The 22,906-nt window shown below is 64.8% G+C and carries 18 protein-coding genes and 1 tRNA gene; 12 read left to right on the top strand and 7 right to left on the bottom strand.

All coding sequences use genetic code 11. From position 1 onward, the window contains the following. Positions 1-81: 81 nt before the first annotated feature. From rho to argS, 6 genes are all read right to left on the bottom strand, one after another. Positions 82-2,262 (bottom strand): transcription termination factor Rho, encoded by a 2,181-nt coding sequence (gene rho / locus ASH00_RS09770; RefSeq protein ID WP_056548076.1) that lies wholly within the window; start codon positions 2,260-2,262, stop codon positions 82-84. Between the two features lie 350 nt (positions 2,263-2,612). Continuing rightward, positions 2,613-3,563 carry a homoserine kinase gene (gene thrB / locus ASH00_RS09765; protein WP_235563255.1) on the bottom strand — a complete coding sequence of 317 codons (951 nt, stop codon included), beginning with the start codon at positions 3,561-3,563 and terminating at the stop codon, positions 2,613-2,615. 13 nt (positions 3,564-3,576) lie between these two features. Then, on the bottom strand, positions 3,577-4,707 hold the full coding sequence (gene thrC, locus ASH00_RS09760; protein WP_056548073.1) for a threonine synthase: 1,131 nt from the start codon (positions 4,705-4,707) through the stop codon (positions 3,577-3,579). After that, the gene (locus ASH00_RS09755) at positions 4,707-6,041 is read right to left on the bottom strand and encodes a homoserine dehydrogenase (RefSeq protein WP_056548071.1); all 1,335 of its coding nucleotides are present in this window, start codon (positions 6,039-6,041) and stop codon (positions 4,707-4,709) included. Before ASH00_RS09755 ends, thrC begins: the two co-directional genes overlap by 1 nt. 8 nt (positions 6,042-6,049) lie before the next feature. Continuing rightward, entirely contained in the window at positions 6,050-7,510 is a 1,461-nt protein-coding gene (gene lysA / locus ASH00_RS09750; protein ID WP_056548070.1) for a diaminopimelate decarboxylase, read from the bottom strand. Position 7,511: 1 nt separating this feature from the next. Then, complete coding sequence (gene argS, locus ASH00_RS09745; RefSeq protein ID WP_056548069.1) at positions 7,512-9,152, bottom strand: arginine--tRNA ligase; 1,641 nt, start codon at positions 9,150-9,152, stop codon at positions 7,512-7,514. A gap of 174 nt (positions 9,153-9,326) precedes the next feature. Here argS and ASH00_RS09740 point away from each other — a divergent pair, with 174 nt between their 5' ends. From ASH00_RS09740 to ASH00_RS09700, 9 genes are all read left to right on the top strand, one after another. Continuing rightward, complete coding sequence (locus ASH00_RS09740) at positions 9,327-9,791, top strand: FMN-binding protein (RefSeq protein WP_056548068.1); 465 nt, start codon at positions 9,327-9,329, stop codon at positions 9,789-9,791. Then, complete coding sequence (locus ASH00_RS09735; protein ID WP_056548066.1) at positions 9,788-10,657, top strand: FAD:protein FMN transferase; 870 nt, start codon at positions 9,788-9,790, stop codon at positions 10,655-10,657. The genes ASH00_RS09740 and ASH00_RS09735 overlap by 4 nt, the downstream gene beginning before the upstream one ends. After that, complete coding sequence (locus tag ASH00_RS09730) at positions 10,658-12,169, top strand: FAD-dependent oxidoreductase (RefSeq protein ID WP_056548065.1); 1,512 nt, start codon at positions 10,658-10,660, stop codon at positions 12,167-12,169. It begins immediately after the preceding gene. A 99-nt stretch (positions 12,170-12,268) separates the two neighbouring features. Further along, positions 12,269-12,341 (top strand) — tRNA-Arg (locus ASH00_RS09725). 78 nt (positions 12,342-12,419) lie between these two features. Further along, entirely contained in the window at positions 12,420-13,193 is a 774-nt protein-coding gene (locus ASH00_RS09720) for a DUF4129 domain-containing protein (RefSeq protein ID WP_056548064.1), read from the top strand. Beyond that, entirely contained in the window at positions 13,190-13,693 is a 504-nt protein-coding gene (locus ASH00_RS09715; RefSeq protein ID WP_056548063.1) for a hypothetical protein, read from the top strand. The genes ASH00_RS09720 and ASH00_RS09715 overlap by 4 nt, the downstream gene beginning before the upstream one ends. Beyond that, complete coding sequence (locus tag ASH00_RS09710) at positions 13,690-14,667, top strand: AAA family ATPase (protein ID WP_056548061.1); 978 nt, start codon at positions 13,690-13,692, stop codon at positions 14,665-14,667. The genes ASH00_RS09715 and ASH00_RS09710 overlap by 4 nt, the downstream gene beginning before the upstream one ends. Then, the gene (locus tag ASH00_RS09705; protein WP_082566035.1) at positions 14,657-16,033 is read left to right on the top strand and encodes a DUF58 domain-containing protein; all 1,377 of its coding nucleotides are present in this window, start codon (positions 14,657-14,659) and stop codon (positions 16,031-16,033) included. The genes ASH00_RS09710 and ASH00_RS09705 overlap by 11 nt, the downstream gene beginning before the upstream one ends. Before the next feature lie 8 nt (positions 16,034-16,041). After that, positions 16,042-16,560, top strand: coding sequence for a hypothetical protein (locus ASH00_RS09700; protein ID WP_056548058.1), 519 nt, complete (start codon positions 16,042-16,044; stop codon positions 16,558-16,560). Here ASH00_RS09700 and ASH00_RS09695 read toward each other — a convergent pair. After that, a complete protein-coding gene (locus tag ASH00_RS09695; RefSeq protein ID WP_327019688.1) occupies positions 16,538-17,014 on the bottom strand; it encodes a DinB family protein in 477 nt (158 codons plus the stop codon). The genes ASH00_RS09700 and ASH00_RS09695 overlap by 23 nt on opposite strands. Positions 17,015-17,204: 190 nt before the next feature. Here ASH00_RS09695 and ASH00_RS09690 point away from each other — a divergent pair, with 190 nt between their 5' ends. The 3 genes from ASH00_RS09690 to hrpA are packed head-to-tail and all read left to right on the top strand — an operon-like array spanning position 17,205 to position 22,896. Next, a complete protein-coding gene (locus ASH00_RS09690; RefSeq protein WP_056548056.1) occupies positions 17,205-18,212 on the top strand; it encodes a helix-turn-helix transcriptional regulator in 1,008 nt (335 codons plus the stop codon). 33 nt (positions 18,213-18,245) lie between these two features. Then, positions 18,246-18,932, top strand: coding sequence for a DNA alkylation repair protein (locus tag ASH00_RS09685; RefSeq protein WP_056548054.1), 687 nt, complete (start codon positions 18,246-18,248; stop codon positions 18,930-18,932). A gap of 37 nt (positions 18,933-18,969) precedes the next feature. Continuing rightward, positions 18,970-22,896, top strand: coding sequence for an ATP-dependent RNA helicase HrpA (gene hrpA / locus ASH00_RS09680; RefSeq protein WP_056548052.1), 3,927 nt, complete (start codon positions 18,970-18,972; stop codon positions 22,894-22,896). Positions 22,897-22,906 lie beyond the last annotated feature (10 nt).

Raw genomic sequence — 22,906 nt, 5'->3', positions numbered from 1 at the left:
CGGATTCGAGCGGTGGTGGGTGGCTTAACGCGCAAAGCCGTTCGAGACATGCCGGCAGGCATGTCTCGAACGGCTACTCAACTAATCGTTGTCGCTTTTTGATCCAAGCGTGGTCTTCTGGACCTGCATGAGGAACTCGACGTTCGACTGCGTCTCCCGGATCTTGTTGGTGAGCAGCTCGAGTGCCTGCTGCTGCTCCAGTCCGGAAAGGACCCTGCGAAGCTTCCACATGATCTTGACCTCGTCCGGCGAGAGTAGGTTCTCCTCGCGCCGGGTACCCGATGCGTTGACATCGACCGCGGGGAAGATGCGCTTGTCCGCGAGGTTGCGGGACAGTCGCAGTTCCATGTTGCCGGTGCCCTTGAACTCTTCGAAGATCACTTCATCCATCTTCGAACCGGTCTCCACCAACGCAGTGGCGAGAATGGTCAGCGAGCCGCCGTTCTCGATATTGCGGGCTGCACCGAAGAAGCGCTTCGGCGGGTACAGGGCCGCCGAGTCGACACCGCCGGAGAGAATACGGCCCGAGGCAGGTGCTGCCAGGTTGTAGGCGCGTCCCAGGCGGGTCATCGAGTCAAGGAGCACGACGACGTCCATTCCCATCTCGACGAGGCGCTTGGCGCGCTCGATCGAGAGTTCGGCAACGGTCGTGTGGTCGTCAGCCGGGCGATCGAAGGTAGAGGCGATAACCTCACCCTTGACCGTGCGCTGCATGTCGGTGACTTCCTCGGGACGTTCGTCCACGAGCACCATCATGAGGTGCACTTCCGGGTTGTTCACCGTGATGGCGTTGGCAATAGCCTGCAGGATCAGGGTCTTGCCGGCCTTCGGAGGCGACACGATGAGTCCACGCTGGCCCTTGCCGATCGGCGCCACCAGGTCAATGACGCGGGGACCGATCTTCTTGGGCTCGGTCTCCAGCCGCAGTCGCTCGGAGGGGTAGAGCGGAACGAGCTTCGCGAAGTCCACGCGGTCCTTCAGCTCTTCAGGGTTCTTGCCGTTGATGGAGGTCAACCGGACGAGCGCGTTGAACTTCTGGCGGGTGCTGCTCTGGCTCTCGCCCTCGCGCGGCGCACGGATGGCACCGACTACGGCATCGCCCTTGCGCAGCCCGTACTTCTTGACCTGGGCAAGAGAGACGTAAACGTCGTTGGCTCCTGGCAGGTAACCGGAGGTGCGCACGAATGCGTAGTTCTCGAGGACGTCCAGGATGCCTGCGACGGGCAGCAGAACATCGTCATCGGTGACCTCGACGTCGTCGACATCCGGGTTCTGGTTGCTGCGTCCCCGACGTCGCTCGTTGCGGTCGCGGAAACGGTTGTTGCGGTCATCCTCGCGGTTGTTGCGGTTACGGTTGCGCCGGTTGCGGCTGTTGCCTTCGTCGCGGTCGCCGCGGTTGTCCCGGTCACGGTCATTCCGGTTGTCCCGGTCGCCACGGTTGTCACGGTCACCACGGTCACCACGGTTGTCACGGTCTCCGCGATCATTCCGGTTGTCCCGGTCGTTCTGGTTATCGCGGTTGTCTTCGGTTGAACGGCGATCGTCATTGGAGCGTCGCTCGTTGCGGTCGCGGTCGCGGTTGCGGTCGCGGCGGTCATTGCGCCGCTCGCCCTGGCTATCCGCACCCTCGGAGTTCTCAGCATTCTGCTGCGCGCCCTGCTCGGCACCGTCGGTCTCAGATGCTTGCGCACTGCCCTGTGCCTCAGACTCGGTGCGTCGCCCACGGCGCCCGTCCCGGCTGCGGCGGCCTCGATCCGGAGTTTCCGAATCAGCTCCGGAATTCTCTTGGGCGGCCCCGCCCTCGGACTCGGCCGCGGAGCCCACAGCCTGATTGCCCTGCGCACTGTCAGGGGCAGCCTGCTCCGTCTTTACGACGCCGTCGCTTCCCGCCCGCCTATTACGGTTGCGGGTGCGGGTTTGCCGCTCGGCAGGCTCAGCTGCCTGCTCCTGCGATGCAGTACCGGCGCCGTTCTGCGCAGCAGCGTTGCCTGACGAAGACGATGCATTCTCGTGTGCCGGAGCCTGTGCAGACGTCGCCTTGGGGCGGTCTGCCACTGCCGAGCCGCGCTGGTGGTCGGAGATTGCAGCCACGAGGTCACCCTTGCGCATCCGCGAACCTACGGTGATACCAAGCTGACCGGCAAGCGCCTGCAGCTGGGCGAGCTTCAATCCGGCAAGCCCGGAACTCTTGGAAGCTGGTGCGCCGTTCGTTTCGGCGGCTTGGGTATCCACGCCTGTCGGCAGGTCAGTGGTTTGAGTCACGAAGGATTCCTTCCCCCTCGTCGGGCGATCCATCTCTGATGTGGATCGCGGTTTTGGTTTGCCCGCCGCCAAGTCAGAAGAGTTGGAAGCTAAGGTTTCGGTGCTGGCCGGATGCTTTCCGGCGTGGCCGAGCGTGCTGGAGACCTCGAGCCCCAGTGCGTAGCCGTCACGATGTGACGTACTGCCGCATCAGGTTCTGGGAGGTACACCTGAGATTGAGCCACTGCTGACACACAGGCAGTTTCACGACGGTCACAAAGATGACGGCCAGATCAACAGAAGCACATCTGAATACGGAACTGTCTTCGTAAGATCGGTGAGTCATGAACGTCAACGATTCAAGCAGGCAATTACCGTTGGTGCACCTTCACTTTAGCACCTTCTGTGTCCACGTTCAGCCGTAGAACACGCCAGTCAATACCCTCATCCGCACCGAGGACGATGCGCTGGACCGCCTCGATGACCGCGGCTGCCTGCTCCTCCCCCACGGCAAGCGTCATTACCGTAGGCCCGGCGCCGGAGATCACCGAGGCGAAGCCCTCGGATCGCAATGCCCGCATCAGTGTGGCACTGTGCAGCATGGCCTGGGCGCGGTAATCCTGATGCAGCAGGTCCCTGGTCCCGTCAAAGAGAAATTCCGGCGAGTGTGTCATGGCGTGCACCAGCAGGGCGGCGCGGCCGGCGTTGGATGACGCGCTGTTATGCGGTACGGAAGCGGGCAACAGGGCACGCGCTGCCTCTGTCGACAGTTCGCTGGCTGGAATGGCGACAACAGGCACTACATCAGGATGCACAGGGAGGATGGTGCTCTGGTAGGCACGACCGGTTTCCCACGAGACCGCGAGTGAACCCAGCAGCGCCGGTGCCACATTGTCCGGGTGCCCCTCGAGCGTGGAGCACAGTTGCAGCACAGCGCGCGCATCCATCCGGGCGGACTCGGGAAGAATCGCGTTGGCCGCCAAAACGGAGGAGACGATTGCCGCTGCCGAAGACCCGAGGCCCCTGCCATGGGGAATCACGTTCCGCGTCTCGATCTCCAGACCGGGGCTGGCGAACCCTGCGCGCTCCAGCGTGCCGAGGATGGTTGCTGCGACCAGATGCGTTTCGTCCCGCGGCAGGGACTCTTCGCCTTCCCCGGTGACGGTCACCGCCGTTGTGCCGGTTTCGGTGGTCCGGACACGGATGGAATCGTAGAGCGTCACGGCCAGCCCGAGGCTGTCGAAACCCGGGCCGAGGTTAGCGCTGGTTGCGGGAACTTCTACCGATACCTCCTGCCCGGACGCCACCACGGCCTCAGTCATGGCCGGCGCTCCGCTAAGCATCTGCCGGCTGGCCCACGTGCGAGTCCGCCAGGCCCAGCGCGCCTGCAACGCTGACGACGTCGAAGTCGACCTTGGTGGGCTCGACGTCGGAACCGTCCGCCGCCTTGAGCGCCCACTGCGGGTCCTTGAGGCCATGCCCCGTGACTGTAATGACGATGGTCTTGCCCTCCGGGACGTCTCCGGCTACGTGCTTCTTGATCAGGCCCGCAACGCCGGCGGCTGACGCCGGTTCCACGAAGACGCCCTCACGGGATGAAAGCCAGCGGTGCGCTTCGAGGATCTCCTCATCGGTCACCGCCTCGATGAGCCCGCCCGATTCATCCCGCGCGGTGATGGCCTGGTCCCAGGACGCCGGATTGCCGATGCGGATGGCGGTGGCGATGGTGTCCGGCTCAGTCACGGGGTAGCCCTTCACAAGCGGCGATGCCCCTTCGGCCTGGAAGCCCCACATGATGGGGGTGCGAGTCGATACCGCAGGCAATTCCCCTGCTGTGGGAGAGGTATAGGGCTGCGAGTACTCCTTATAGCCCTTCCAGTAGGCGGTGATGTTTCCCGCATTGCCCACAGGCAGCAGGTGATAGTCGGGGGCGTCACCAAGGGAATCAACAACCTCGAAGGCGGCTGTCTTCTGGCCCTCGATGCGGGCAGGGTTCACGGAATTCACGAGGAACACCGGGTAGGACTCCGCCAGTTTCCGGGCCACATCGAGGCAGTTGTCGAAGTTGCCGTGCACCTGCAACAGCTCTGCGCCGTGGGCTATGGCCTGGCTGAGTTTGCCCATGGCGATCTTGCCGTCCGGCACCAATACCGCGCAGGTCAGACCGGCCTGCGTTGCGTAAGCCGCAGCGGAGGCCGAAGTGTTGCCCGTGGAGGCGCACACGACGGCCTTCGCTCCGGCTTCAACAGCCGCGGTGATGGCCATGGTCATGCCCCGGTCCTTGAAGGAACCGGTCGGGTTCATCCCCTCGACCTTCAGGTACACGCTGCAACCGGTGAGCTCCGACAACGCCGGTGCGTGCACCAGCGGCGTTCCGCCTTCACCCAGCGTGATCACGCGCGTGGACTCCGTCACCGGCAAACGGTCAGCGTACTCGCGGATTACCCCGCGCCATTGGTGAGCCATCAGAGTCCCTCTACTCGGAGGACGGAGGTCACTGCATTGATGACGTCCAGGTCCTGGATATGTTTCACAGTTGTTGCCAGCGCAGATTCGGTGGCCCGGTGTGTGACGATGCGCAGTTCCGCGCTCGCCGCCCCGCCGTCGTTTGCCGGGTGGATAGTCTGCCGCATGGTCTCGATCGAGACGCCGTGCTCGGCGAAGAGTTGCGCGATCCGAGCGAGCACGCCGGGCTGGTCCGCCACGTCCAGGCCGATGTAATAGCTCGTATTCACCATGTCGATGCTGAGCGCAGGGACGTGGCCCGTCGTTGTTTCGGTTCGGCCCGGGCCGCCAAGCACCATACGGCGGGCGGCGCTGACCACATCTCCGAGGACGGCGGAGGCGGTCGGTGTTCCGCCGGCTCCCTGGCCATAGAACATGAGCTCGCCGGCGTTCTCCGCTTCGACGAAGACCGCGTTGAACGCTCCGCGCACCGCGGCGAGTGGATGTTCACGCGGCAGGAGGGTGGGGTGCACGCGGACGCTGACGCCGTCGTCGCCCGCTTCATCCTTCAGCAGCTCCGCAATGGCGAGCAGTTTGATGACGTAGCCGGCGTCCTTGGCCGCGGAGATGTCCTCAGCCGAGACGGAGGTGATGCCCTGGCAGTGCACGTTTTCCAGCGCGAAGCGCGTGTGGAAGGACAGGGAGGCGAGGATCGCCGCTTTGGCCGCGGCGTCATGTCCCTCGATGTCCGCTGTGGGATCGGCCTCGGCGTAACCGAGGCGCTGCGCGTCGGCCAGTGCATCGGCGAACTGGGCACCGGTGGAGTCCATCTGGTCCAGGATGTAGTTCGTGGTCCCGTTGACAATACCGAGGACGCGCGTGATGCGGTCTCCCGAGAGGCTGTCGCGGATCGGGCGGAGAATGGGAATGGCTCCGGCGACGGCGGCCTCGTAGGACAGCTGGACGTGCGCCGCGTCGGCGCGCTCGTAGAGGGTGGGCCCGTCCTGGGCGAGCAGTGCCTTGTTGCCGGTGACCACGGTGGCTCCGTGGTCGATCGCCCGCAGGATCAGGGTGCGGGCCGGTTCAATTCCGCCCATGAGCTCAATGACGATGTCCGCTCCCTCCACCAGGGATTCCGCATCAGTGGTGAACAGCTCTCTGGGGAGCTCGGCCTCACGGGGTGCGTCGATGGATCGCACCGCAATGCCGGTGAGCTCCAGGCGCGCACCAATGCGGGCGGCCAGGTTGTCGGCGTCCTCGAGGAGGATCCGCGCAACCTGCGAACCGACGTTTCCGCAGCCCAGCAGGGCCACACGCAGTGTGCCCTCGGAAACGGTGGTGTGGGGGGCATTCATCAAGTCGATCAGGCTCCTGCTTCCAGAGTTGCTCGGTCGTTTCCCGTCCCGCGCAGCACGTCGCGCGAGAGGAGGTCTTCTTCGGTTTCGCCGCGGACGATGATGCGTGCTTCGCCGTCCTTCACTGCAACCACAGGCGGGCGGGTGAGGTAGTTGTAGTTACTGGCCAGCGACCAGCAGTAGGCGCCTGTTCCCGGCACCGCAAGCAGGTCCCCATGCGTGGTGTCGCCGGGCAGGTAGACGCTGCGCACCACGATGTCACCGCTTTCGCAGTGCTTCCCGACAACGCGCGAGAGCACCGGCTCCGCGGCGGAGGTGCGTGAGGCAACCACAGCCGAGTAGTCGGCGTCGTACAGCACCGGGCGAGCGTTGTCACTCATTCCGCCGTCAACTGAGACGTAGCGGCGGGGGTGGGAGGCGCCGTCGACGTCCGCCTGCACCGTCTTGGTGGTGCCGGCGGTATACAGGGTGAAGGTGCTTGGTCCCGCGATGGCGCGGCCGGGCTCGATCGAGATCCGCGGCGCCCGCAGACCGTGCGCAGCGCACGCCTCACCGACGACGGCGGCCATTGCCTGGGCGATGGCTGCGGGTGAGCGCGGGGTGTCTTCCTCGGTGTAGGCGATGCCGTAGCCCCCGCCCAGATCGAGTTCCTTCAGTTCGACGCCGTGACGGTCCCGGACCTCGGCGAGGAAGCCCAGGAGGCGGCGCGCCGCCAGCTCGAACCCTGCGGACTCGAAGATCTGCGACCCGATATGGCTGTGCACTCCGAGCAGGCGGATGCATGGGTGGTCCAGTGCCGCAGCTACGGCTTGCGCCGCTGGTGATTCCGTGCCCGACGACGACGGCGCCAGCGACAGCCCGAACTTCTGGTCTTCGTGCGCGGTGGCAATGAATTCATGCGTGTGCGCGTGCACGCCTGGAGTGAGCCGGAGCATGACATTCGCGGTGGCGCCGCGGGCCTGGGCGAGCGCGCCGACCCGCTGCAGCTCATCGAGGCTGTCAACCACGATGCGGCCGACCTCGAGATCGAGCGCACGGTTCAGCTCGGCGTCGGATTTGTTATTGCCGTGCAGCGCGAGTTGGCGTCCCTGCAGGCCCGCGCGGAGCGCGACCGCCATCTCACCGCCGGACGCGGTGTCCAGGCGCAGGCCCTCCTCCGATACCCAGTGGGCCACCTCCGAACAGAGGAACGATTTGCCCGCGTAGTAGACGTCTACTCCCCCGCACAGGTCGCGGAACGCAGCGTTGAACGCCTCCCGGAAATTCCTTGCCCGGGTGCGGAAATCTGTTTCCGAGACCACGTACACAGGGGTGCCGAACTTCTCAGCGAGTTCGGTCACAGAAACACCGTCCACGGACACGGCGCCGCTTCGCGTCCTGGTGACCGTGGATGCCCACAACGCCGGGTTGAGCTCGTTGGCGTCAGCCGGGTAGGTAAGCCAGCCGGGAGCCAGAGGTGAGGCGGGCACGCTACATCCGTTCCGGCGCGGAGACGCCCAGCAGATCGAGGCCGTTGGCGAGCACCTGCGTCACGGCGTCATTCAGCCAGAGCCGGGTGCGGTTGGTGTCAGTGACCGGCTCATCGCCCAAAGGCGTCACGCGGCAGGCGTCATACCAGCGGTGATACGCACCGGCAATGACCTCGAGATGCCGTGCAACCCGATGCGGCTCACGGAACTTCGCGGCCTGCGCCACAACGGCCGGATAGGAACCGAGGTGGGCAAGCAGCTCGCTGTCCGCCGGCTGGTCGAGAGCACCGGCGTCAAACGCCGAGCGGTCAACTCCGGCGGCGGCAGCGTTGCGTGCCACGGCGCAGGTTCGGGCGTGGGCGTACTGCACGTAGAACACCGGGTTTTCGTTGGTGTTCTTCTTCAGCAGCTCCGGATCCAGGGACATCGCCGAATCAGCGGGAGACCTGCCGAGCGAGTACCGCAGCGCGTCCGCTCCCAGCCAGTCGAGGAGATCGCGGAGTTCAATGATGTTTCCGGCGCGCTTGGACAGCCGGGCACCATTCACCGAAACCATCTGTCCGATGAGCACCTCGATATTGGTGTCCATGTTGTCTCCGGCGCAGGCGGCGATGGCCTTCAGGCGGCCGATGTAACCGTGGTGATCGGCACCGAGCAGATAGATCTTCTCGGTGAAACCGCGGTCCTTCTTTGAAAGGTAGTACGCGGCATCTGAAGCGAAGTACGTCGGCTCGCCGTTGGCGCGGATGAGGACGCGGTCCTTGTCATCGCCAAAATCGGTGGTGCGCAGCCAGACCGCACCGCCGTCGTCGAACACGTGGCCCTGCTCGCGCAACCGGTCCACGGCCTGTTCCACAGCTCCGCCGGAGTGCAGACCTGTTTCGGAGAAGTAGACATCGAAGTGGACACGGAAGGCCGCCAGGGTCTCCTTGATGTCATCCATCTGCGCGCGGTAAGCAATGTCCCGGATCACAGGCAACGCTTCGTCGTCGGGCAGGTCCGCGACCTCGGGGCGCTCAGCGAGCACGGTGCGTCCGAGGTCGGTAATGTACTCACCCGGGTAGCCACCCTCCGGCGTCGGCCGGCCCTTGACGGAAGCCAGCACGGACGCGGCAAAGTTGTTCATCTGGGTACCGGCATCGTTGATGTAGTACTCCTTGGTGACCTCCGCACCGCTCGCGATCAGCACGCGCGCAAGGGAGTCACCGAGGGCAGCCCAGCGGGTGTGGGCCAGATGCAGGGGTCCGGTGGGGTTCGCGGAGACAAACTCCATGTTGATCACGTGGCCTGCGAGCGCGGCGTTGGTGCCGTAAACCGTGCCCGCCTCAACGATGCTCCGGGCCAATTCCCCGGCTGCAGCGGCGTCGACACGGATGTTGAGGAACCCCGGACCCGCGATCTCCACAGAAGCAACGCCGTCGAGCCCCTCCAGGCGGCCCTTGAGGAGTTCCGCAAACGCGCGCGGGTTCATTCCGGCCTTCTTCGACAGCTGCAGCGCGATATTGGTGGCCCAGTCCCCATGCTCGCGGCTCTTGGGCCGCTCAACCCGCACGTCCGAGGGCAGCTCCACATCGATCTCGCCGGCGGCTACGGCGTCTTTCAGGCATGAAGAGATTGCGGAGGAGAGTTCTTCGGGAGTCACTCATCCAGCATAACGGCGCGGGTCTAATCCCCCGGATTCTGTGACGGACGCCTTATTCGGGGTTCATCCGCACCGCGGCCCATCCGGAGGACCGCACTGAACCGAATCAAGTTCGCTAGCGTTGTACTTCGAGCGTAGACCGCCCCCAACTGCGTCTGAAACCAAGGAGATTCTGTGACCCCCGCCGTAAAAAAGCCATACCAGCGCTGGGCCCTGACGGGGCTGGCTGCCCTTTCCCTCCTGGGGTCGGCTGCCTGTGCTGCCAGCCCGACGCCGGCACCGGGCGCAGGTGGGGATGCCGCCAACGCGGCAGAACCGGACACCGCGGGGTCCGCAACCGGCGACTACGCCGACGGCACGTACTCGGCCACCGGCTCCTACCAGACCCCGGGTGGTGAGGAGGAGATCGGAGTAACGGTCACGCTTGCATCGGGCAGTGTCAGCGACGTACAGACAGAGCCGATGCCGAGCAATCCCACCACGGAGCTCTACCAGGGCAAATTCAGCAGCGGCATCGCGGAACAAGTCGTCGGAATGCCGCTCAGTGAATTGAACGTTGACAAAGTGTCCGGATCATCCCTGACCAGCGGCGGATTCAGCGACGCCATCGAGCAGATCAAGGGCGAAGCCGCACAGTGAGCCCCGCGGGCCAGTGGCAGCGGTTCAGCTTCGACGCCATTGGCACCGCTTGGCACATCGACACCCCTGCGGAGTTGTCGGCGGACGCGCTCGCCGTCATCGTCCTTGCCGTTGAACAGTACGACGCCGTCTACTCCCGTTTTCGACCCGACTCACTTGTTGCGGCGCTCGCCGGGGGCGGCAGCATCACCCTTCCGCCGTCCGGTGAGGCGCTGGGCGATCTCTACCGGATGCTCTACCGCCTCACGAATGGCGCCATGTCTCCCCTGGTGGGACGGTCCCTTGAACAACTGGGGTACGACGCCGGCTACTCCTTTGTGCCGTGCGGCGGCCCTGTGCCGGCTGCTGTCTGGGACGAGCAGTTCGAGTGGAGCGGGAGCACGATCCGGTCCGAGCGCCCGGTGACCCTGGATGTCGGCGCGGCCGGTAAAGGACAACTCGTTGACCTCGTGTCCAGAGCACTGCACGACGCCGGCTACCCGGAGCACACCATTGACGCCGGCGGGGACATGCTGCACCGGGGACCCACGCCGCTGCGGGTCGCCCTGGAGCACCCGTACACCGCTGATTCGGCGATCGGCGTGGTGGACCTCCAGGACCGCGCGCTGTGCGCATCCGCGTCCAACCGCCGCCGCTGGGCGGACGGCCTGCACCATGTCCTTGATGCCACAACCGGGCAATGCGTGGATACAGTGGTGGCTACCTGGGTACTGGCTGGCGACGCGATGATTGCGGACGCTCTCGCCACTGCCCTTTTCCTTGTTCCACCCGAGGTGCTGCTGGCCGAGTTCGACTTCGACTACGTCCTGATCAGCTCCGAGGGACGCGCGCAGTATTCCCTATCCCTGGCAGGAGCGTTGTTCTAGATGGCCGGACGGCTGAAGTGGCTTAGCAGGCTCGACACGTTCCTCGGCCGCGCCACCATGTATCGGCTCGTACTGATCCTGCTGCTGATCCTGGCGGCGTACGCGTTTGTCCTCTCTGCCCTCGGACTTCTTGCCTTCACACCGGCGGAACTCGGCGTGACCCTCGCCACCGCTGTTATCACCTCGTGGGGCGGCACGCGCGTCATGGCGATGATGCTTCGTGCGCGCCCGCACACGGAATCCTCAGTCATCACCGGCCTGCTGCTCTTTTTCGTGATGTTCCCCTCTGACGACGCCAGCGGTGTGGCCGGAATTGCGCTGGCGGGACTCCTGGCGTCCGCGTCGAAATACCTCATCGCCGTCCGCGGGCGGCACATCTTCAATCCGGCCGCGTTCGGAGCAGTGGCGGTAACGCTGCTGGGCCTTGGCGCCGCAGCCTGGTGGGCAGCCAATCCCGCCATGCTGCCGCTCGTGCTCCTCGCCACGCTCCTGATCCTCTACCGGACGCGGAAACTTCCGATGGGAGCCGTCTTCATCGTCCTCGCCGTCGGCATCCTGGTGGTGCGCCTCGCCGCCGGCGGCACTGATCCTGCCGCTGCCCTGCAGTTGGTCTCTGTGTCGTACCCCGTGCTTTTCCTGCTCGGTTTCATGCTGACCGAACCGCTGACCCTCCCGCCCCGGCGCTGGCAGCAGTTGCTCGTTGCGGGCGTCGTGGCAGTAGTACTGGCGCTGCAGATCAGTATCCCGCCGGTGTTCCTCGGGCCGGAGTACGCCCTGCTGATCGGAAACGCCGTCGCTTTCGGCATGGGCCAGCGGCGGCGCATCCGCCTGCGTTTTGAGGGATCGCGGCAGTTGACCCCGACCAGCGCGGAGGTCTCCTTCATTCCGGACAAACCCGTCCGGTTCGAACCCGGCCAGTACATGGAACTCACCCTTCCGCATGCGCGGGCGGACCGGCGCGGCTTCCGCCGCATCTTCAGTATCAGTTCAGCGCCCGACGACGGAACGGTACGTTTTGGCCTGCGCCTCTCGGACCCGCCCAGTTCCTTCAAGGCAGCACTGCTGAATCTCAGGCCCGGTGCTCAGGTCGATGCGACGAGTGTTGCGGGTGACTTCCTCCTTCCTGCCGATCCGTCAGTGCCGCTGATGCTGTTCGCAGGAGGTATCGGCGTCACGCCGTTCCTCAGCCAACTGCGCTCGCCTGGAGGAGCAGAACGCGACATCATCCTCATCTATGCTGTGAGCGCGCCGGACGAGCTCGGCTATGTCGATGAGCTGGTCAACTTCCGGGTGGTGCTGTTCTGTCCCGGAGATCCGGGACCACTGCCCGCTGCCTGGACGCATGGTGGCGGAAGCTTCCCCAGCGCCGATGAACTGCGCTCCCTTGTTCCGGACCTTGGCCGGCGGCGCGTCTATCTGTCGGGTTCCCCGAGTACTCTCGCGCGGGCCAAACCCGTCATCCGCGACGCCGGCGGCAGGTCCATCCGAACCGACGCTTTCCTCGGTTACTAGCGCTTTTCCGGCACTGCCGGCAGGGGTTTCGTTCCGCCAACTTTTCCCTGCTAAGCTTCATAAGTCCCTTTCGACCAGCGGTTGACACCGGTTGGCCGTGCCCTCGTAGCTCAGGGGATAGAGCGTCTGCCTCCGGAGCAGAAGGTCGTAGGTTCGAATCCTATCGAGGGCACTTTTCGTAGCTGCCGGGCTCCCGGCCAGAGCGCACCACCTAGACTGATCCCACGGACGAGTTACGCGGGAGGCCTTGATGCAGGTGCGCAGATTCGCCGTAGTGCGCGCCGAACCTCTCCTGCTTCTCGGCATCCTGACCCTGCTCCTTGTCGTGATCGCGGCCGGTTTCGTTGGCCCTCTCAGCGCTGTTGCCCCTGATCTGGAGCTGAACAATGGCGCCCTTCTTCCCACCGCTGAGCCCACCCCCTCCAGCACGGAGTCTGCACAGGACGAGTCGCAGGAGCTTCCTGATGCAACGGGTTCCTCGCTGCCTGTTGTGATCTTCACGATCGTTCTGCTCGTCTGCACCTTCTACCTGGTTTCCTTCCTGGCATCCCTTCGCCGCGAGAGGTTGCCGTACGCGGACCAGGTTGACTACGTGCATGATTCCAGCGCTGCCGGGAGCCCGGAGGCTGACCGGGGCGTCGTCGTCGACGGTCTCGCGCGCGCCGAAGCAGAACTGCACGGGCCGGCGGATTCGAGGAACGCGGTGGTTGCCTGCTGGCTCGCCCTTGAGCGCGCAACTTCGACTGCCGGCCTGCCGCGAATACGCCAGGAAACGACGTCGGAATACGCCGGACGGGTACTCACGGCTTTCAGCGCACCGGCGGCCCACGTCGCTGTTCTGCGTCGCCTCTATGACCGGGCCCGGTTCGGCGTCAACGCCGGCGCCCGGATGACTGAAGAAGACCTTGATAGCGCACGGACGAGCCTCGCTGCCATCAGTGCGGCTGTCAGTAGCCACGATCCGGCAGCTCGCCATCCCGGCCGGGCAACGCTCCGTCCTTCGATACGAAGGGATTACCCGTGACCGCGGGACAGTGGCGGGTAACCGCCCTGCTCGTGGTGCTCGCCCTCGCGTCCTCGATCTTCCTCACCGTCGATCCTGCGCACGCCGCGGTCCTGGTGACAGCGGCATTCATGGCCGGTGCGGTGAACGGCATCCTTGACAACCTTGACGCCGATCGCCTGCCTGCCTTGAGCACGCCGCCGCGGTCGAAAGGTTTGGCCGAGGTGCAGGCACTCGAATTTTCCCTGTCCGGCTCCCGATCCGGGCTGGGTGCGCGCGCGGTCAACCAATTGGCCGACGTGGCAGCTCAAGTGCTTGAATCGCGGCGGATGGACCCTTCCACCATTGGAGGAGCGCTTGGTACCCTTCTCGCTGCCCGGCGGGGAACGAACCCGTCAGCCGTGATTGACACAGGTGTGTTCGACGCTGCAATGGACCAGCTGGAGCAGCTGGTCCTGGCGGATCCGGGCCAGCTGCCCGATTCCCACCAGGTCCCCCAAACACCGAAGGATTACCTATGATGCGAGGCCTCCCGCCTGAAGAAGCCGCAGCTCGCTGCGGGAACGTCCTAAGCGAGATCGGAACCGTGGTGGCGGGAATGGACACCACGCTCAAACTCGCACTTGGAGCGGTTCTCGCAGGCGGGCATGTCTTGTTCGAGGACCTGCCCGGACTCGGCAAGACGCTCGCCGCAAAAACCATGGCGCAGGCTTTGGGACTGGAATTCCGACGACTGCAGTGCACACCGGACCTGCTGCCCTCCGACGTCACGGGTTCCTCCATCTTCGACCCGGCGGAACGCCGGTTCGACTTCGTGCCCGGTCCCGTCTTCACCAATCTGCTGCTGGCGGACGAGATCAACCGCACCTCACCCAAGACGCAATCAGCACTCCTGGAAGCCATGGCCGAAGCCCAGGTGTCGGTCGAGGGCCGCACCCTTGTCCTCGATCAGCCATTCCACGTATTCGCCACTGCTAATCCGATTGAGTTCGAGGGCACTTATCCCTTACCCGAGGCGCAGCTGGACCGGTTCCTCATCCGTGTCGACGTCGGCTATCCGCAGCCGTCGGCCGAGCAGGACATCATTCGCCGCCGCCTCGCCCGGGGCACGGAGGCCACCACAGTACGCACCGTGCTGGATCCCGGCGAACTCCTGGAGCTTCAAGGGGCGGTCAACCGCGTTGACGTCGATCCCGACGTCATTGACTATGCGGTACGGGTCACCGCCGCGACCCGCTCGCACGATGCCGTCGATGTCGGGGCCTCCCCTCGCGGTTCACAGGCGCTGGTCCTGCTGGGGCGTGCGCTGGCGCTGATGGACGGCCGGGCGTTTGTCCTTCCCGAGGACATCAAGCTGGGAACCAAACCCGTACTTGCACACCGGTTGACCCTGACGCCCGGTTCATGGGCACGCGGCATACGGGCAGTGGACGTCGTTGCAGAAGTTGTGGACCGGGTGGCTACTCCAACCACCGCGTCGGCCCATGAGCGGTAAGGGCGGCTTCCGCCCCGGAGGTCAGTGGAGTCTCGCCTCGATCACCATGATGGTGTGCGTCGTCGTCGGGCTGTTCATGGGCCGGCCAGACGTCGTCGTGCTTGGTCTTCCCCTCGCTTTTGCCGCCGCCTCAGGGTGGAGCGCACTCCGGCCGCCGCCGGCCCGGCAGGCACCATCCTCCGCTGGTATGGAGGCAACGACGTTCGGGATCGAGCCGGACCCTGGAGAGTCCGACGAGGGACGCCGCACCTTCCGCGTGGCCTCCGGCGGTCCAAGCGGCATCGCGCTGATTCAGGCCGCTGCCGCCGGAGGTCCAGCTGTCTCCGCCCTTGTGCTTCTCGGCGGGCCATTCGCTGTTTCGGTTCCCGTTCCGCGGTCAGGCCGAGCGAGGGTGCTCACGGTCGGAGCGGCCGCGCTGACCCTTGACGGCGTCATGCGTCAGGAGGCCCGGGAGCTTGAGCCCGTGCGGCTGACCGTTCTGCCGCGGGTCCGCGAAGCCAGGCTGCTTCCGCTGCCTCACCGTCTGCAGGGCCGCACCGGCGAGCATACCTCTCGAAGCATCGGAGACGGCGGGGAGCTTCGGAGCATTGACGAGTTCCGTCCCGGGGACCAGCTGCGACGCATTGACTGGCGGGCAACGGCCCGCCAGTCAGCGAATGAAGACCGCCTCTTCGTCCGCCGCTCCTACGCCCGCTCCGAAGCGGGCATCCACCTCGTTCTGGATACGGCACACGACTATCCCGCCCGGCTCCGCGCCTGGTTCCCGCTGCGCACTGAACCTGTGAACGCGCTCAGCTCGCTCCACCTCGCGCGGGAAGCAGCAACACTGCTCGCCGCGTCCTATCTTGCTGCGGGTGACCGGGTAGGGCTGAACGATCTCTCCGCCAGGCATTGGCCCGTGCGGGCCACGGGCGGGCACCGGCAGCTTGAGCTGATCCGCACCCAGCTCGCCCTGATGACGGCGTCCGGACGGCCCGAGCAGTCCTCACGCGATCCCGGCGCGCCGGCAGGTTCCCTCATCTACGTGATGAGCACGTTTACTGACGAGGAACCGGCGAGACTCATGCGGTTGTGGCAGGCGGCAGGTCACCGGGTCATCGGTGTGGACATTCTTCCAGCGCTGGAAGGCAGCGCCGTTTCCCCTTCCGGCCGCCGGGCCTCGCGCCTCGTGCTGCTAAGACGCCGCGAAGTGATGAATGCTCTGGCGGCGTCCGGGATGGCGGTTCTTGGCTACCGCGGCGGAGGATCGATCGACGCGGGCGGCGCGTTGGACTCGATTCCCGGACAACTTCCCCTCGAAACGGGGTTGGCGTCGCTGCGTCGGCCGACCGGGAGCTACCGGTCCGCGGTAGGCGGACCGGTATGAGTGGCAGGTTGAGTACACGCCCGCCGGAGGCCGACCGATCGCTGAATATCGGCCCCTCATTTTCGGCGGGTTGGCTGCGGATCTTCGCCTTCGCACTGTCTGCAGTGCTCGGTCTGTCGCTATGGCAGAACACTGCCCTGGTACTTCTGCCGCTGGCTTTCTTCGCGGCTTCGGTGCTGGTTCCATTCGTCCTGCTACCTCTTGGATCACTCCTGTTGATCGTGGGCAGCTATGCGGCGATCGTTCCGAGTGGATCCTGGGCGGTCTTCCCTTATGCCGCCGGAATCCATCTGCTTTTCGTGTGTTACGCCCTGCTGCTCGGCATCCCGCGACGGACCGACCTGAGCACAGCGGCGGCGCTGAAGTTCCTTGTTCGCGCCGGGAAGATTCAGATGCTTGTGCAGCCGGCGGCGGCCGTCGCCCTGCTCGTGCAGGACGCCGGAACTCAACCGGTGCTCGTCACTATCGCCTGCATTGTCCTGGCAGCGTGGACGTTCTGGCTGGTCAGGACGTTGCGGCGAAGCTAGCATTCCTGCCAAGTCCATGCGCCCAAAGGTCCCGCAGCAGCGCGATCTCGGCAAGATGATGGATCATCTCACGGTTGATGTGCTGTATGAGCGCAGCCATGGGAGCCTCTGCAAACGGACCTTCGGCAGGTCCCACCGGCCGCTCCAGGGCATCGGGTGAGAGTGCGGACACAGCACTGTGCCAGTGCGCGTACATGCCGTCCAATTGTTCGAGAGCCGCGACAGCTGTACCCGGATACTCATACGTTTCGTAGCTGACCGGCACACCGCCGAAGTGCGACTCCAGCCGCCCTCCCAGCACGCCGACCAGGATGTGGCCAAGCCGCCAGGCAATGGTGGTGACTGGAGCCGGCGCCGGTTCAGGAACGGCAAAGTCGATCGTATAGTCTCCGCTGCCGACCTGCAGCGGTGCTGTGCCCGTGCCGCGCGGTCCCACGCTCCAGCTACCGGGCACGGGCTCCCAGAAGTACTCGTCATCCCAGCCCTTCCAATCGTGGCCGCGCGTGATTCTTCCAGTGCCATTGAAGCTGGTCGGTCAGTTCCCTGCGAATGTCCATTGGTATTTCCTTCCGCGCGTGGGGACCATTTCAGTGTAGAAAGCATTGCGGACAGCAACTGTCCGCATGGATCGGTACCGTGGTGTCATGTTGGAAACCTCGGCGCGGCTGCTGCAGCTTCTTTCCCTGCTTCAACTCCGGCGCGAGTGGACTGGGCCTGCCCTCGCGGAACGGATGTCCGTCACCGAGCGCACCGTCCGCAGGGACATCGGCAAGCTGCGCACTCTCGGTTACCCTATTCACGCTTCCCCGGGCATCGCCGGCGGATACCAGTTGGGCGCGGGTGCCCAACTGCCTCCGCTGCTCCTCGATGATGACGAAGCCCTCGCCGTTGCCATCGGCTTGAGTGCCGTCACAGCGAGTCCTGTCTCGGGCCTCGGTGAAGCGTCGGTGAGGGCCCTCACCAAGTTGGAACAGGTCCTTCCCGGCAGGCTACGGCCGAAGTTCGCCGGACTGCGCACCGCCGTCACCCGGATGGCTGCGGTCAGCACACCGGTCAATCCGGAAGTGCTCACTGCTTTCTCAGCCGCCATTACGGAGCGTCGGGTGGTGGTCTTCCGGTATGAACGCCATGATGGTGAATCTTCCCGCCGGGTCGTTGAGCCGGTTCGCCTGGTGGACACCGGCCGCCGGTGGTATCTCGTGGCGTGGGACACCGGCCGGCAGGACTGGCGGACGTTCCGCGTGGACCGGTGCCGGAGCGTCCCCTCGCCGCGGGACAGATTTCCCGGACGTCCCCTTCCTGCCAGCGATCTTGCCGCCTACGTACAGAAATCCATCACACGTTCGCCGTATAGTCATGACGTGGTGGTTCGGATTCACGCCCCTGTTGCAGATGTCAGCCAGTTGGTCCCGCCCAATATCGCGGAACTCGAGGACGACGCCGGACGCACCATGATGCGGTTCGGCGCAGATTCGCTCGATTGGCCACTGATGCATGTCGCCGCTCTGGGCTTCGATTTTGACATCCTCGAACCTCTCGCACTTCAGGAACACGCCCTCACTGTTGCCGCGCGGCTGATCCACGCGGCCGGACCCACCGCCCACGCCACGGCGCCCGGTGACGGTCATGGACCAGTTTCACGTTCGTCATAGGCTGGATCCGGCACACAAGGACAGGAGACCACCATGGTTGAAGCAGAGCACGCGGAGACGACGGTCGATGAGGTAATGGCCGAGCTTGCCGCGCTCGAGGACCCGAAGATGCGCGCGGTGAACCTCAGGCACGGCGATGACCACGGAGTGAACCTCAGCAAGCTGCGTGCGCTCGCCAAGCGCCTGAAGACGCAGGAGGTGCTGGCCTCTCAGCTCTGGGAGACAGACGACACCGCAGCGAGGCTCCTCGCGATTCTGATCTGCCGCCCCAAAACACTCCGACCGGATGAGCTGGATGCGATGCTGCGCACGGCACGCGCACCCAAAGTCGAGGACTGGCTCATCAGCTACGTGGTGAAGAAGAATCCGCACGCGGAGGATCTGCGCCTCACCTGGTTTGCTGATCCGGATCCGGTGGTCGCCGGCGCAGGCTGGGCGCTGACCGCGGACCGGGTGGCGAAGAACCCCGATGGGCTTGACCTGCCGGGTCTTCTGGATGTCATCGAGACGGAGATGAAGAACGCACCCGACCGCCTGCAGTGGGCCATGAATACCTGCCTGGCCCAGATCGGGATCGCACACCCCGAACACCGCACCAGGGCGCTGGAGATCGGCGAGCGGCTGGAGGTCCTGAAGGACTACCCGACCTCCCCCGGCTGCACCTCGCCGTTCGCACCCGCATGGATCAACGAGATGGTGCGTCGACAGGAGGCCGGATAGGGCTGCCGGATGGCTCCGAGTAAACTTTGAAGTAATCATGTCGCTGACAATCACTTACCCTGCCCAGCTCCCGGTCTCGGAACGGCGGGCAGACATCATGGCTGCCATCGCAGCGAACCAGGTCACCATCATCGCCGGCGAAACGGGCTCGGGAAAAACCACGCAGATTCCCAAGATGTGCCTGGAGCTCGGCCTTGGCCGGTCCGGAATGATCGGCCATACCCAGCCGCGCCGCCTGGCAGCCCGCACCGTTGCCGAACGCATCGCCGAGGAGTTGGACGTCAAGCTCGGGGAGGAGGTTGGCTACCAGGTCCGGTTCACCGGCGAGGTGGGCAGGAGCACGCGCATCAAACTGATGACGGACGGCATCCTGCTCGCCGAGATCCAGCATGACAAGCTGTTGAAGAAGTACAGCACCATCATCATCGACGAGGCCCATGAGCGCAGCCTCAACATCGACTTCATTCTGGGCTACCTCAAGCGCATCCTGCCCAAGCGCCCCGACCTGAAGCTCATCATCACCTCAGCCACCATCGATCCGGAGCGCTTTGCGAAGCACTTCGCCGCTGATGAGGCAGCGCCGGATAAACAGCCAGCGCCTATCATCGAGGTGTCCGGGCGGACCTACCCGGTGGAGATTCGTTACCGCCCGCTCAGCCAACCCGCCGGTGACACAGGGTCTGACGCTGAGTTCGGCGCACAGGACGAGCTTGAGGAAGACCGCGACCCGCTGGACGCTGTGTGCGACGCCGTTGACGAGCTTGCCCGTGAAGCGCCCGGCGACATCCTGGTCTTCTTTTCCGGCGAGCGCGAGATCCGGGATGCAGCCGATGCACTCCGCGCGCGCGTGCAGGTGAACCCGCGGCTTCGTGGCACGGAGATCCTGCCCCTCTTTGCCCGCCTCTCCCTGCAGGAGCAGCACCAGGTCTTCAAGCCGGGCGGGACGGGACGGCGCATTGTCCTCGCTACCAATGTCGCCGAAACTTCACTGACCGTTCCCGGGATCAAGTACGTCATTGATACCGGAACCGCCCGCATTTCCCGGTATTCGCACCGTACCAAGGTGCAGCGGCTGCCTATTGAGCGGGTGTCGCAGGCCTCTGCGAACCAGCGGTCCGGCCGCTGTGGCCGCGTATCCGACGGCATAGCGATCCGCCTCTACTCCGAGGAGGACTTCGAATCCAGACGCCCCTTCACGGATCCGGAAATTCTCCGTACCAATCTCGCTGCGGTCATCCTTCAAATGACGGCCATGGGAGTGACCCGCGGCCCGAAGGACGTCGCAGCCTTCCCCTTCGTGGAGCCACCGGACTCGAAAGCAATCAACGACGGCGTCACGCTCCTTCGCGAGCTCGGCGCGCTTAGCGCGGACGGCAGCATCTCGCCGGTGGGTCGGCAACTGGCCCAACTGCCCGTTGATCCGCGGCTCGGGCGCATGATCGTTGAGGCCGGGCGCCGCGGCTGCACCAAAGAGGTCATGGTCCTGGCTGCGGCACTTACCATCCAGGACCCGAGGGAGCGGCCGCAGCCGGACCAGGCTGCGAAGCTCCAGAGTGCAACCGAAAAACACCGCCGGTTTGCGGATGAGAAGTCAGACTTCACGGGATACCTCAACCTGTGGCGGTACCTGCAGGGGCAGCAGAAGGAACTGTCCTCCACCCAGTTCAGAAAATTGTGCCGCAACGAATTCATCAATTACCTGCGCGTACGCGAGTGGCAGGATCTCTTCGCTCAGCTGCGGCAGCTCGCGAAGCCGCTAGGGATCACACTGGCTCCCAGCGAAGTGGATCCGGTTGGCCGCCATGATGCGATCCACATCAGCATGCTGTCCGGCCTGCTCAGCCACATTGGCCTCTACGATCAGCGCAAGCGCGAATACTCAGGCGCGCGCGGCACCCGCTTTGCCATTTTCCCGGGCAGTGCGCTGTTCAAGAAGAGCCCCGATTGGGTGATGGCCGCGGAGCTGGTGGAAACTTCCCGGCTATGGGCGCGTGTGGTGGCAGCGTTTGATCCTCTCTGGGCCGAGGAGGTGGCGCCGGATCTGGTGAAGCGCAGCTATAGCGAGCCCCATTGGTCCCGCAAAATGGGCTCGGTCATGGCCTATGAGAAGGTCACCCTCTACGGCGTACCGATTGTGCCCCAGCGGCGCATCAACTATGGCCGCATCGACAGGGAGCTGGCCCGTGAGCTCTTCATTCGCCATGCCCTGGTGGAGGGCGACTGGCGCACCCATCACAAGTTCTTCCACCGCAACAAGGCGCGCATCGCCGAGATCGAAGAGATGGAAAACCGGATGCGCCGCCGCGACCTCATGGTGGACGACGAAACACTGTTTGCCTTCTACGATGCCCGCGTGGGGCAGGATGTGGTGTCCGAGCGCCACTTCGACAAATGGTGGAAGCAGGCACGCCAGGACCATCCGGATCTGCTGGACTTCAAGCCCGAGGAACTGCTCAGCCGCGATGCCGACCTTGACGAGACGGCATTTCCGAAGACATGGCACCAGCAGGGCTTTGACCTGCCGCTCCGTTACGAGTTCTCCCCCAACATCCCGGGTGCCTCGGACGGCGTCACGGTGCAGGTGCCCATCCTGTTCCTGAACCAACTGGAGCCTGCCCCTTTCCAGTGGCAGATTCCCGGGTTGCGCGTCGAACTGGTTGCCGCGCTCATCAAATCGCTGCCCAAGCAGGTGCGCAAGAATTTCATTCCCGCACCCGACGTTGCACGGAGCGCCGTCGATGCCCTGCACGCCGATTTCGATCCGGGCAGGGACGCACTTGAGCCATCGCTGGAACTGGCCCTGCGCAGGTTGAAGGGACACATCATTCCCCCCGGATCCTGGAACCGTAATGCCCTGCCGCCGCACCTCTTGATGAGCTTCGAGGTGGTGGACGGGAACGGACGCATTCTGGATGAAGACAAGGATCTGCAGGCGCTCCAGGAGCGGCTTGCCGCGCAGACCCGGCGGGCAATCGCTGAATCACTCGGGGCCACCCCTGGATCTGTTCAGCGGATCTCGCAGGCAGCAAGCCGAAAGCAGGAGGCAGCGCCGTCGTCGTCACCGTCAGCGTCGCCAGCGGCCACACCAGGCATCAAGGAGGTCAGCGGCGCAACCGCGTGGACTTTCGGAACCATCCCGCGGGACGTTTCCAGGCTTGTCGGCGGTCACCGGGTGACCGGGTATCCCGCGCTCGTAGCTGAGGATAACGCTGTCGGACTCAGGGTTTTCCCCGACGCCGCCGGGCAGGCAGCTGCCATGCGGGCGGGCGTTATCCGCCTGCTTGCGCTGCGGGTTCCTAGCCCCGCGCGCTACGTCCTTGAGCACCTGAGCAACGCCGAGAAGCTCACGTTCAGCCAGAATCCACACGGCAGTGTCGCGGCGCTGATTGAGGACTGCGCCATCGCGGCCATCGACAAGCTCACGCCCGAGGAGCTGCCGTGGACCGTCAGCGAGTTCGATGCGCTGTACGAGAACGTCCGCGCCGAACTCATCGATACAGTGTTCATCGTTACGGCAACGGTTGAGAAGATCCTCGCAAGTGCACGCAGGATCGAAAAGCGACTGAAAGGCACCACGAGTCTGGCGCTCATCACCGCACTCAACGATGTGAAGAGCCAGCTTGAGCAGCTCGTCTTCCCCGGTTTTGTCGCAACGACCGGATACGCGCAACTGACCCATCTGCCGCGGTATCTTGCCGGCATCGAAAGGCGGCTCGAGAAACTGGAGACCAACGTCCAGCGCGACGGCGTGAATACCGCAGCAGTGCAGCGCCTGGAAGACGAGTACGACGACGCCGTGGCTGCAGTGGCTCCACACGGACGGCCCGTGCCGCCGGCGTTACGACGGGTTCGCTGGATGCTCGAGGAACTCCGGATCAGCCTGTTCGCCCAGGAGTTGGGAACCGCCTACTCGGTCTCCGAGAAGCGCATCCGGACAGCCTTGGGAGAAGCACTCGCCGCCTGAGAACCGGGAA

The organism is Arthrobacter sp. Soil782, from assembly GCF_001428435.1.
Taxonomy (GTDB): Bacteria; Actinomycetota; Actinomycetes; order Actinomycetales; family Micrococcaceae; genus Arthrobacter_D; species Arthrobacter_D parietis.
The sequence above is the reverse complement of the archived record's forward strand: the minus strand, read 5'-3'. Positions and strand labels throughout refer to the sequence as shown.

Bases quoted from the DNA above. Each gene is read 5' to 3' on its own strand.
- thrB (WP_235563255.1), bottom strand. From the start codon at position 3,563: ATGACTGAGGCCGTGGTGGCGTCCGGGCAGGAGGTATCGGTAGAAGTT.
- thrC (WP_056548073.1), bottom strand. From the start codon at position 4,707: ATGGCTCACCAATGGCGCGGGGTAATCCGCGAGTACGCTGACCGTTTG.
- ASH00_RS09755 (WP_056548071.1), bottom strand. From the start codon at position 6,041: ATGAATGCCCCCCACACCACCGTTTCCGAGGGCACACTGCGTGTGGCC.
- ASH00_RS09730 (WP_056548065.1), top strand. From the start codon at position 10,658: ATGGCCGGACGGCTGAAGTGGCTTAGCAGGCTCGACACGTTCCTCGGC.
- ASH00_RS09720 (WP_056548064.1), top strand. From the start codon at position 12,420: ATGCAGGTGCGCAGATTCGCCGTAGTGCGCGCCGAACCTCTCCTGCTT.
- ASH00_RS09710 (WP_056548061.1), top strand. From the start codon at position 13,690: ATGATGCGAGGCCTCCCGCCTGAAGAAGCCGCAGCTCGCTGCGGGAAC.
- ASH00_RS09705 (WP_082566035.1), top strand. From the start codon at position 14,657: ATGAGCGGTAAGGGCGGCTTCCGCCCCGGAGGTCAGTGGAGTCTCGCC.
- ASH00_RS09690 (WP_056548056.1), top strand. From the start codon at position 17,205: ATGTTGGAAACCTCGGCGCGGCTGCTGCAGCTTCTTTCCCTGCTTCAA.
- ASH00_RS09685 (WP_056548054.1), top strand. From the start codon at position 18,246: ATGGTTGAAGCAGAGCACGCGGAGACGACGGTCGATGAGGTAATGGCC.
- hrpA (WP_056548052.1), top strand. From the start codon at position 18,970: ATGTCGCTGACAATCACTTACCCTGCCCAGCTCCCGGTCTCGGAACGG.